Annotated in this window: 11 protein-coding genes; 5 read left to right on the top strand and 6 right to left on the bottom strand. The window is 67.7% G+C overall.

Annotated elements, in window-relative coordinates; genetic code table 11:
- Positions 1-89 precede the first annotated feature (89 nt).
- The 3 genes from ACFV15_RS20015 to ACFV15_RS20005 form a co-directional block, all read right to left on the bottom strand.
- Entirely contained in the window at positions 90-3065 is a 2976-nt protein-coding gene (locus ACFV15_RS20015; RefSeq protein WP_378351983.1) for a family 16 glycoside hydrolase, read from the bottom strand.
- Between the two features lie 117 nt (positions 3066-3182).
- Positions 3183-3851 (bottom strand): NADPH-dependent F420 reductase, encoded by a 669-nt coding sequence (locus tag ACFV15_RS20010; protein WP_378351982.1) that lies wholly within the window; start codon positions 3849-3851, stop codon positions 3183-3185.
- On the bottom strand, positions 3844-4884 hold the full coding sequence (locus ACFV15_RS20005; RefSeq protein WP_378351981.1) for an LLM class flavin-dependent oxidoreductase: 1041 nt from the start codon (positions 4882-4884) through the stop codon (positions 3844-3846). Before ACFV15_RS20005 ends, ACFV15_RS20010 begins: the two co-directional genes overlap by 8 nt.
- Before the next feature lie 68 nt (positions 4885-4952).
- On the opposite strand from ACFV15_RS20005, the gene ACFV15_RS20000 reads away from it, so the two are divergent.
- Together ACFV15_RS20000 and ACFV15_RS19995 are read left to right on the top strand one after the other, a co-directional pair.
- Positions 4953-5447 (top strand): MarR family winged helix-turn-helix transcriptional regulator, encoded by a 495-nt coding sequence (locus ACFV15_RS20000; protein ID WP_378351980.1) that lies wholly within the window; start codon positions 4953-4955, stop codon positions 5445-5447.
- Between the two features lie 61 nt (positions 5448-5508).
- Entirely contained in the window at positions 5509-6126 is a 618-nt protein-coding gene (locus tag ACFV15_RS19995) for a hypothetical protein (RefSeq protein ID WP_378351979.1), read from the top strand.
- Between the two features lie 51 nt (positions 6127-6177).
- Here the strand turns inward: ACFV15_RS19995 and ACFV15_RS19990 are convergent, their stop codons facing one another.
- Positions 6178-6852 carry a TetR/AcrR family transcriptional regulator gene (locus tag ACFV15_RS19990; RefSeq protein ID WP_378351978.1) on the bottom strand — a complete coding sequence of 225 codons (675 nt, stop codon included), beginning with the start codon at positions 6850-6852 and terminating at the stop codon, positions 6178-6180.
- 69 nt (positions 6853-6921) lie between these two features.
- On the opposite strand from ACFV15_RS19990, the gene ACFV15_RS19985 reads away from it, so the two are divergent.
- Both ACFV15_RS19985 and ACFV15_RS19980 read left to right on the top strand, forming a co-directional pair.
- Positions 6922-7938, top strand: coding sequence for an NADP-dependent oxidoreductase (locus ACFV15_RS19985; protein ID WP_378351977.1), 1017 nt, complete (start codon positions 6922-6924; stop codon positions 7936-7938).
- 238 nt (positions 7939-8176) lie between these two features.
- A complete protein-coding gene (locus ACFV15_RS19980) occupies positions 8177-8599 on the top strand; it encodes an STAS domain-containing protein (RefSeq protein ID WP_378351976.1) in 423 nt (140 codons plus the stop codon).
- Positions 8600-8653: 54 nt separating this feature from the next.
- On the opposite strand, the gene ACFV15_RS19975 is transcribed toward ACFV15_RS19980, so the two are convergent.
- The gene (locus ACFV15_RS19975) at positions 8654-9271 is read right to left on the bottom strand and encodes a hypothetical protein (RefSeq protein ID WP_378351975.1); all 618 of its coding nucleotides are present in this window, start codon (positions 9269-9271) and stop codon (positions 8654-8656) included.
- A 309-nt stretch (positions 9272-9580) separates the two neighbouring features.
- On the opposite strand from ACFV15_RS19975, the gene ACFV15_RS19970 reads away from it, so the two are divergent.
- On the top strand, positions 9581-9928 hold the full coding sequence (locus tag ACFV15_RS19970) for an HPP family protein (protein ID WP_378351974.1): 348 nt from the start codon (positions 9581-9583) through the stop codon (positions 9926-9928).
- 98 nt (positions 9929-10026) lie between these two features.
- On the opposite strand, the gene ACFV15_RS19965 is transcribed toward ACFV15_RS19970, so the two are convergent.
- Positions 10027-10788, bottom strand: coding sequence for a hypothetical protein (locus tag ACFV15_RS19965; protein ID WP_378351973.1), 762 nt, complete (start codon positions 10786-10788; stop codon positions 10027-10029).
- Between the last annotated feature and the right edge of the window lie 255 nt (positions 10789-11043).

Raw genomic sequence — 11043 nt, 5'->3', positions numbered from 1 at the left:
TATAACCTCAGCTCCCCGGTGTGCTGTTTTTGTATTGGGGGTGGTTGGGGCTCGCGGTCCCCCCCCCGCCCCCCCCCACCCACGACCCCCTAGGCGATGGGTTCGATCCAGATGTTGCGGAAGCGCGGGTTTTCGCCGGGGTCGCCGTGGTCCTGGAGCCGGATGGCGCCGGGGCCCGCGTTTTCCGGGTTGCTGTCGCCCGTGCCGCCGTCGATCTCGGCGTCGTTGTGGACCAGCACGCCGTTCCACACCACGGTCACGCGGGCGTTGTCGGTCTTCACCCCCGCACCGTCGAACCGCGCGGCGCGGAACGTGATGTCGTAGGTCTGCCAGGTGCGTGGCGCGGTCGCCGCGTTGCGGTCGGGGGCTTTCTTCGAGTAGATCGCGCCCGCTTCGTTGTTGGCGAGCGTGGTGTCGCCGAACGAGTCGAGCACCTGCAGTTCGTAGCGTTCCTGGAGGTAGATGCCGCTGTTGCCGCGGGCCTGCCCGGTCACCTCCGGCGGATAGTCCGGTTCGTACCACTCGACATGCAGCCGGAAGTCACCGAACTGCCGTCTGGTGCGGATGTCGCCGCCGTTGGACTCCATCGACCCACCGGACACCGGCCAGGTGGCGGCGCCACCGGCGCGTTTCTCCCAAGCGTCCAAACTGGACCCGGTGAACAAGGGAATCCGTTGCGCCGCAGTGACAGTGAGACTGTCGAGGTTGACGTTGCCCCCGTCACCGCTGTCATACCGGTAGGCGATCGTATTCGCCCCGGCGGCGAGGTTCAGCGTTTCCGGTTGCGACGCCCAGGTATCCCAGTTCCCGGTACTGGCCAGTCTCACCTGTTTCACCTTGGCACCGTTGACATACACGCTCACCGACTTGGTACCCGGCGCCGGATCGGGCCCGTTCGAGTACCGCAGGCTCGCGTTGTATTTCCCGGCCGACAAGGCGTTCACGGTGAACGTCGTCGTGGCGCCCTGGTTCCAGTAGCCATCGACGAACCCGGTCGCCGAGTAGCCCGCATGGTTCGTGTTGACAGCGGCGCCACCACTCAACGCGGCCCGCTCCGCTTCGTAGGTCGTGCTCGCGGGAGGTCCGTCGACCAAGGAGTTCAGCGTGTACCACGCCTCGGTGCTCCACAAAGCCGCGCCGGACTCCGCCGCGAACGGCCGCGGCGACCGGACGTGCACCACGTACCCCGCCTTCAGCCCGGCAACCTGAAGCGTCACCTTCTTCCGGTCCGCGGACAGGGTCGCCGAGCTGACGGACAGCGTCTGCTCGTCGATCTTCGGGCCGCCGTAGGCGACCGTCGGCGTGTAACGCCATTGCTGTGCTTGATACTTCGCAGCCAGGTTCTGCGCGGTCTCAGCCGACAGCGGCTGGGTGTACTCCAGCTCGAACCCGCCCGCGACCGCCCGCATCGCGCGGATGTCGAACGCGTTCGCGCCGTTCGGCGTCAGCTTCTGCAAACCGAAAGCGAGCTTGCCCGGCTGGCCCCAGTTGCCACCGCCGTCGATCCCGCCGGTGTAGATCGCTCCGTCAGGGCCGAGGCTGATCCGGCTGACACCGGACTCGAGGCCTTGCGTCATCCGGAAGACCGCGCCCTGGTACTCGCCGTTCACCTTCTCCAGGAACACCCGCTGCAGCCCACCATAGGTCACGTCGCCGTAGACCATCTGCCCGGCGAAAGCACCTTGCGACAGCATGACCGGGTTGCTCGGCGAGTTCGCGATCTCGTTGTGCGGCAACCACACCACGGGTGCGGTCACCGGCCGCGCGTCGAACGGGCCAGTCGGATTCGTGTAGTGGTTGAAGAACCGGTCCTGCTTGATCCGCACCAGCTTGTTCGCGGGCAGCCAGCCACCTTGGTTGTCGGTGACGAAGACATCGCCTTCCGGACCCCACCCGATGCCATGCGGCGTGCGCAGCCCGCCCGCGAGGTAGGTCACCGCGCCGGTCGCCTTGCTGATCTTGATGGTGGTGCCCCGGTTCGGCGCGGGCTGCGGATCGGTCGTCGCGCCGCCGTAGTTGATCGAGACGGACAGGTTGGCGTAGAAGAAACCGTCCTTGTACAGCAGGCCGAACGCGAACTCGTGGAAGTTCCCGCCGAACGGCCAGGTCGCGACCGTGCGGTAGTCGTCGGTCACCCCGTCGCCGTTCGTGTCGTTCAGCTCGACCAGCCGCGTCTTCTCCGAGACGTACAGCTTGCCGTCGACGTACTTGACGCCCATCGGCTCCTTCAAACCGCTGGCGACACGCTGTGTCCGCACCTTCGACGCGTCGGTGTTCCCCGTGACGTTGCTCAGCAAGTAGACCTCGCCGAGAACATTGGTGGAACCACCCCACGTCGCGATGGCGAGCCGCCCGTCCGGCAGCCAGTCCATTCCGGTCACCTGTGGCTGGAAACCGTTGGGGCGCAAGTCGGTCAGCGTGAGGCCGGGATGCACGCCGGTCAGCGGCAGTCCGTCACCCGGCGAGTCCAGCGAGCCCTCGCACTCCTTGCGCCCTGGCGCCGTCACGCGCACGACGTCGGCGTCGGTGCTGAGCACGGAGTTCGGCACGACCGCGAAGTCAGCCGCACCCGGCGGGCGCCACTCCAAGGTGACCTGCTGGTCGTTGGTGTTGTCGAAGTGGTCGATCCGCAGCGCGTGATAGCCCGTGCCGAGATCGATCGACCCGGTGGCGGACGAGGGCGCGTGCAGGCCGTCGTGGTTGATCACCACCTGGCCGTCCAGCCGCAGCCGGGACCCGTCGTCGCTGGTCAGCCGGAACTCATGGCGACCGGCGGCCGGGACGTTCAGGTTGGCGATCACCTCGGACACGAACTTGTCCGCGATGCCGAAATCGGCGGTGGTCTTCCAGTCGATCACCGGCATCAGCTTGTCCACATTGGGCGTCTGGCCGGTCTTGATCACGCAGAGCTTGGCCAGATCGGTCTGCAGGTCGTAGACCCGCAAGGTGACACCGGACTGTTGCGGCGGAACCGCGGCCTCTGCCGGCGTTGTCACCACCACGGACAGGGTGGTGAGCAGCGCCAGCGAGGCGGCGAGCAGGGATTTCCGGGCAGGACGAAGCATCGTTGCTCCTCGAGGCTGGCAGCGGAGAACCTCGTGATGGAGCCCGAATCTAGGCAGACTTTCGCCTTGGGTCAACGAAAGTATGTACGGTTCAGATGAAAGTTACCCCGAACGGCCCTAACTCCTGGCCTCCGCGACGAGACGCCCGCGTTCCGTCTCCGGGAATCGCCCGAGCATCGCCCGGACCTGGTCCGCGTCCACGTCCGCGCCGAAAAGCTCCGCGCCGGGCTCGAAGCGCACCCCCTCGGCGAGCGGACCGGCGACGACCACATCGAAACCGAGCTCATCGACGAGCCGCGCCACAGCGGAGACGTCGCCGTCCCCGGCGATGGCGATCGCGATCCGCCCCGGCTCCCCCGCGGGCAGGGCCTTGTCTTCGAGGTCGTGGTAGCCGACGTGATTGAACGCCTTGACGACCCGCGAGCCGTTGAGAAACGCCTGCACGGTCTCGCTCGAGGTGGTGCGCGGATCGGTGAGATCGTCGCGAACGCCGTCCACCTCCCACCAGTAGTTCATGGCGTCCACGACGAGCTTGCCGCGCAACGCTTCCACCGGAAGGGTCCGGTATTTGCCGAGCGGCAGCGCGAGGATGACGATGTCGGCCCGCGCGGCGGCGTCCACGGCCGTGGTCGCGACGGCGTCCGGGATGAGGACCTCGACGGTGAGCGCGATCTTCGCGGGATCGCCGGACCCGGCGATGAGCACCCGGTGCCCGGCGGCCAGCGCGAGCCTGGCGAGCACGATGCCCACCTTGCCCGCGCCGAGGATGCCGATGGTTTCAGGCATGAGAAGGCTCCTTCGCCAGTAGCTCCTGGACGCGCGGACCGACCTCGCGGCCCAGCAGTTCGATGCTGCGGGCGCGGGCTTCGCGCGGCAGGTGCCGGATGTCGTACTTGAGGTCGAACCGGCTGAGCCGCAGGTCACGCGCCACCGTGGCGATCTTGCGCGCGACGGTCTCCGGCGAGCCGACGAACAAGGCGCCATGCTCCAGCTCGGCGTCGTAGCGTTCACAGGTCGGCGCGTAGAAGCCCCGTTCTTGCGAAATCCGCGCCACGACGGGCTGCCAGTAGCGCCACCACGTCTCGACTGCCTCCTCGTCGGTGTCCGCGACCAGGCCGAGCGAGTGCTGCCCGACCGGGAGCGTGCCGTGCCCGAACCGCGCCAGCGCGCGGTGATACAGCTCGACGTGGCCGGCGAACCGCTGCGGGCGCCCGCCGATGATCGCGAGCATGAGCGGAAGGCCGTTGCGGGCGGCGCGGACGACCGAGTCAGGGCTGCCGCCCACGCCGATCCAGGTGGGGATGCCACCCGGCCGCATCCGGGGTCGCAGCGTCTCGTTCACCAGATCGGCACGGACGGTGCCGGACCAGGTCACCGACTCTTCACGCTGAAGTCTCAAGAAGAGGTCGAGCTTTTCCTCGAACAGGCGCTCGTAGTCGGCCAGGTCATAGCCGAACAGCGGGAACGACTCGGTCGCCGAGGCCCGCCCGAGCACGAGCTGCGCGCGCCCGTCCGACACCGCGTCCAAGGTCGAGAACTCCTGGTAGAGGCGCACCGGATCGTTCGTGCTGAGCACGGTGACCGAAGTGCCGAGCCCGATCCGCTCGGTCGCGGTGGCGATGGCCGCGAGCAGCACGGGCGTCGCCGAGTCGATGTGGCCCTCGCGGTAGTGCTCACCGATGCTGAACACGTCGAGCCCGACGCTCTCGGCGAGCCGCGCCTCCTCGATCAGCAGACGCGCCGTCTCGGCGTCACTCAGCACCCGGCCACCGTCCGTGGCGACGTCCCCGAACGAGTTGAGCCCCAACTCCAGCGTCATCTCAGCCTCCAAGGTGATTGACACGTCAAGTATCTATGTTTTAATTGACGTGTCAATCAGGAGGGTCCATGACGAGCACCACACCCCCGAAGCGCGGCAAGCGTCAGCTGCCGACCACGGAGGAGCTGAAGATCTGGCGCGGCTTCATCGAGACGGCCGAGTCGCTGCGCTCCGAGCTCTCGGCCAGGCTGCAGCGCGACTCGTCACTGTCCACAGGGGACTACGCGGTCCTGCTCGCGCTCAGCGAAGCCGAAGGCGAGCGCATGCGCTCGTCCGACCTCGCGACGGCCATCGACTGGGAACGCAGCCGCCTCTCCCACCACCTCGGCCGCATGGAACGCCGAGGCCTGGTCCGCCGCGAGAACTGCGCCACCGACAACCGCGGCGCCGAGGTCGTGCTCGACACGGCGGGCGCCGAAGCGTTCCGCGGCGCGACCATCCCGCACCTGCGTGCCGTCCGCGAACTCTTCGTCGACGCGCTCACGCCGGAGCAGCTGGCCGCGGCCGCCGAGCTCACCGAGGCACTGCGCACGAGTCTCGACAAGGGCAGAACCTGGGCGTGATCTGGGCGGCGCTTCGGGCACGGTTTGTTCACCAGCAACGAAACATCAAGGGGAACAGACCATGTGGACTTCCATCAAGAGATCGCTCTACGGCGTCGCGGCGGCCGCGGCCTGCGCGATGCTCCTCGGCGCGCCCGTCGCACAGGCCGCCGAGCCTGACCCGGTCGCGATCCAGGAAGCACTGGCCCGCGTCGCCAGCACCGGCGTGATGACCGACGCCGACCGCGCGATCATCCAGACCGACCCCGAGCTCGCGAAGACCGTGGTGGACCCGGGAAAGACCGAAGTCACCGACGTTTCCGAGGGCGCGCCGGGCTCGCCGGTACTGCCTGGCAAGACTTCGTGCACCCACGCCGACCGCTACATCGTCTACCGCAGCACCTTGAACTTCAAGATCGCTGAATGGCACATGCGCGTCGACTGGTGCTACAACGGGAAAACCGTCTCCAGCGTCACCAGGGACGCCTACGTCGCCAACTACGACAAGGTGACCGTCAAGTACCACGGCGAGGTCAAGAACACCCTGCAGTACCGGCCTGGCAACGTGAACGCCCGCGTGTACATGCAGGGCCACATCGAGCAGTGCGTCGTCAAGTACGGCTGCTACGCCAACTATTACCCCATGCAGGACTTCACCGTCGGCAACAACGGTAGCTACCAGCTCATCCAGCGCAAGTGACTTGACCGGAGAGGCGGCCGGGAAACCGCCCGCCTCCCCGGCTTTCGTGCATCACGGCCATCGGCCGGTGAGCTCGTCGAGCCCGGCGGCCAGTTCCTCTGCCGCCGGGGTGACGGCGAGCCGGGAACTCAGCGCGGACCCGAACACGGCCATCCGGACAGTCTGATCGATCACCGCTTCGGTGTCCGCGGGCCAGTGAGACCGCGGCTGCGCGATGAGCAGTGACGCGCAGCCGTGGACGGCCGACCACAGGCTCGCCGTCAGCACGAGAGGGTCGCCACGCAGGAAGCCGGCATCGACGCAGGCGGACACGGTGTCGACGAAGTGCTGCAGGCACTCGGAAATCGCCGCGGCGGCCTCGGGCCCGGTCGCCCGCCGCGTGATCAGGGTCCGGTACTGGACCGGGTGCTCCAGCGCGAAGCCGAGATAGACCCTCGCCGCCCGGCTGAGCCTGTCGAACGGGTCGGTCGAGTCCTCGGCGGTCGCGCACATGCGCTCGGTCAACTCGGTCCACACCCGCAGGCAGACCGCTTCGACCAGCGCTTCCTTGTCGGCGAAATGCCGGTACACCGACGGCGCGGTGACCCCCGCCGACTGCGCGACCGCGCGCACGGTCACACCTTCCTCGCTGCCGGTGGCGATGAGCAGTTCCTCGGCGACCCGCAACAGGTCGTCCCGCAGCAGCGCACCATCACCGCGCCGGGCGCGCACTCGCTTGGCAGTCACCTCCCTAGGTTGACACCGTTATGGTAACTATGTCAACGTAACGTCGTTAACTTAGAGAACAGGTGCCTCATGACTTCAGCCAACGCCCAGATCCGGCTCGCCGCCCACCCCGTCGGCCTGCCCCAGCCGTCCGACTGGGACTACACCGAGCAGCCCGCGCCCCAGCCCGGGCCGGGCGAATTCCTCGTGCGGGTCGAGTACCTCTCCCTCGACCCGGCCATGCGCAGCTGGATCTCCGGCCGCCACACCTACATCGAGCCGGTCGCACTCGGCGATGTCATGCGCGCGGGCGGCATCGGCCGCATCGTCGCCTCCCAGCACCCGGACCACCAGGTCGGCGAAATCGTGTCCGGCCGCTTCGGCGCCCAGCGCTACACGCTCTGCCGCGACGGTGAGGTGACCAAGGTCGACACCGCGCTCGCCCCGGCGCCCACCCACCTGGCCGCACTGGGGATCGCGGGCCTGACCGCCTACTTCGGACTGTTCGACGTCGGCCGCCTCGAGCCGGGCCAGACCGTCGTCGTCTCCGGCGCGGCCGGAGCCGTCGGCAGCATCGCGGGCCAGATCGCCCGCATCACCGGCTGCCGCGTCATCGGCATCGCGGGCGGCCCCGCGAAATGCGCCACCCTGGTCGACGAACTCGGCTTCGACGCGGCCATCGACTACAAGGCGGGCGACGTCCGCGCGCGACTGCGCGAGCACGCCCCCGACGGCGTCGACCTCTTCTTCGACAACGTCGGCGGCGCCATCCTCGACGACGTCCTCACCTGCCTCGCCACCGGAGCCCGAGTCGTCATCAGCGGCGCGATCGCCCAGTACAACGCGACCCAGCAGGCGCCGGGGCCGTCGAACTACCTGCAGCTGCTCACCAAGCGGGCGTCCATGACCGGGTTCGTCATCTTCGACTACGCCGACCGCTACCCCGAGGCCATGACCCGGCTGGCCGAGTGGATCAGCACCGGCGAACTGGTCTCGTTCGAGCACCTCGTCCAAGGCGACATCAAGGACTTCCCCGAAACCCTGCTCACCCTGTTCCGCGGTGGCAACACGGGAAAGCTCATCCTCGCCCTGCCCCAGGATCAGTGAGATAGCCGTCCGCGTAGCTCACTGACCAGCCCGAGGCGTCGCGGCGAAGGCCGACCGGCCGGTCGGTGAGCACCACCGCGCCGGCGGCCCGGCTTGGCGGGACGCGATACCCGGTCTCCCGTCTGCCCCAAAGCACGTCAGCGGCGTCCTGGCGCGGTAGGCTTCGAGTGACCGGCGCCGGAGCGCCAAGACCCCGCTCTCACGACGATCGACGGCCCACCCTGTCAGGAGCCCGATCGTGAAACTCAGCATCCTCCACCTTCGCCACCGCGCGCCACCCGCGCCCGCCATGTCCGTGCCACAACACAGCCGGACGGCCGTACTGGCCATCGAAGGCGAAATCGACCTGTGCACCGCACCCGCGATGATGAGGAAGATCGGCTCAGCGTTGAGCCTGCGTCCCCGGCGACTGGTCGTGGACCTCTCGCTGGTCCGGTTCCTCGACTGCGCGGGGCTCAACGTGCTGCTCGCCGCCCACCGGCAAGCCGCTCCGCACACCGATCTGCGGATCGTCGCCAACACCCGTGCGACCTGGCGTCCGCTGGAGATCACCAGGCTGCACGAAACGCTCGTCATCCACGCCACCGTCGCCGAGGCCATCGCCGCACCGTGCCGGGCGATCGAGACCGATCCCCTTCCGGCCGGGCATCTAGTCGCCTGAGACGAGAAGAGCCCGGCGCGGTCGATGACCACGTCGGGCTCCAACCGGGGAAGCTCAACCCTCGGCGGTCAGATATCGGCTCGGGTCGCCGGCCGCACGGGCACCGCTGTCCAGCCACCGCAGAAAGCCGTCGCGGTCCCTCCGGTCGAGTTCGTCGAGGTAGCCCTGCCGGTCGAGGATCACCTGACGGCGCACCGTGTCGTCGGCGGCCTGCTGAAGCTGGAAGTAGCTGCGCCGCCAAGCCACGCACAGTTCCTCAGTGGACACCCCGGTCATCAACCGCGGGACCGCCGGGGGTTCTCGAGGAGTGCTCACCGACGGCCTGACACCGCGCCTGGACCTCCGCCCGTGACGCCAGACAGCGGCCGCGGCGAAGATGACCAGGAGCCAGGCGGTGACGGTTCCGCCGAACACTCCCGACATTCCGGCGATGGCGAGACAGCCGGCCAGCACAGCCGCCGCGGCCGCGGCCCCGATCCACGCGTGCGGCGCATCAGTCACGATCACGCGATGGACAGGAACGTGGGGTGCGACCTGCCAGGCCAGCACACCGATCGCGAATCCCAGGATGCTCCAGCCCAGCAGCGCGCCCAACGAAGTCGTCACCGCGCCGATCAGGGTGAAACAGGCCAGGAAAACGGTCAAGGCCGCCCACAAGATGCGTGCGAACATCGTGCCTCGCTGGGATCGGGGAGACGGTGATCGCCAGGGGCCGGGGCGAAGCGGAAGACGTCAAGTGTAGTCCCACGCGAGAGAACAGGGGCACCGCCGTTAGCGCGGTGTTGCCACGATCGCGTATCGACGGAAGCCTTTGATCATCTCGGCGAGCCGACCCGTACGGGTCGGATGAACCGGATTTCCTTGACACCGTCCGAGTGCGGGCCGAGCATGGCGGGACGCGTTGTTCTTCTGTCGCCCCCGGTCCCCGGTCGTCGAGCGTGTACTCCGACCCCGCACTGTCTACAGTGGATGGAACACGATATGCGTGCCCAAGACATCATGACCACCCCGCCCGTCGCGGTGACACTCGGCTCCACAGTGGGGGAAGCCGCCGCGGCGATGACCGCGCACGGGTTCACCGCACTGCCCATTGTGGACTCCGAAGGACGATTACTCGGTCTGCTGACCGAATCCGCGCTGGACGGAACCCGCCATCCCGCCGATTCACTTTCCCGTGACAATGACGCCGGCCGCGAGCTGCCCGAGCTGGCCAATCGGATGATCGAGACCCGGTTGCGCTCGATGGTCGTGCTCAAGGGCGGCCGGGTGGCAGGCATCGTGACCTTCCAAGACGTATTGAGCGCGATTTCGGCAGCCCGGAACGCCTGACACTGGCAGGCGGGACTCACGACCATGCGAGAAGCCGGGCCGCTCCGCGTTCAGCGAAGCGACCCGGCCGGATTTCGGCCCTGTGACAGAGCGATTTGTCAGCCGATGCAGCCGGGAACAGGAGAAGGGCTGCCGCTGCAGTTGGTCGCGACATTCGCGGTCACCGTGGAGGTGTTGAGCGACGCCGAACCGGCCTGGTAGTAAATGCCACCAGGATTCACCGCGGCCGTATTGATGGTGACCGTGCTGCTGGTGATCGTGAGCGTCCCGTTCACGCTGGCGATCCCGCCACCGCGATTCGCGATATTGCTCTTGACCGTGCTGCTGGTGAACGTCGCCGCGGCGGGCACACCCGTGCTGTAAAGCGCGCCACCGAGACCGTCCGCGACGTTGCCGGACAGCTCACCGCCGGTCAGGGTCACCGCACCGAAGCTCAGTATGCCGCCACCGTCATTGTGGCCTGTCGCGGCCGCATGCCCGTTGGTCACCTTGACCGCTTTGAACGTGACACCGCCCGTGGTGCCGACCTGAACGATCCGGAACGCCGCCGCGGCGGGGAAACGGGTGATGACATTGGCGTTGCCCTCGAACGTGATGGGCGTGGTGATGATCGGCAGCCCTGCGGGCCCGTTCACGCCGTCGTTGCCGTGACTGGTGGCGAGGGTGTACGTGCAGCCGGGGGTCAGGGTCACCGTCCCGCCGCCCGCGGCGTTGGCCCCGGTCACCGCTGTCACCAGCGCCGTCTCGTTACAGGCGACGGCCTCGGTCGTCGCCTGCGCCGCCATGGGCAGCAGTACGGCCGTGCCCACTGCCAGAGCGGACGCCCCGGCCAGTGTGAGAATTACGCGATTGTGCCGCATGAGAACTTTCCTGGAACTTGGACCGATGGTGGCTGAGTCGCAATCTCAAACGTCCCGCGAATGCGGTCACCGGCGATCAATAATCTAACGAAATCGACGTTACACCACCTGTCCAGCAATAGATACAGCTTGCCCGAATGGCGGCAGCTCGACACGTACGGGTGCCTTTTGCCGCTCGAGGGCAATTCGGTGGTCCACTCAGAACATGGGCCGGTTCGGTTTCGGCCGGCTTTTATTCCCTTGTGGACAGGAGTT

This window comes from Amycolatopsis sp. NPDC059657 (assembly GCF_042734395.1).
In the GTDB taxonomy this organism is placed as follows: domain Bacteria; phylum Actinomycetota; class Actinomycetes; order Mycobacteriales; family Pseudonocardiaceae; genus Amycolatopsis.
The sequence above is the reverse complement of the archived record's forward strand: the minus strand, read 5'-3'. Positions and strand labels throughout refer to the sequence as shown.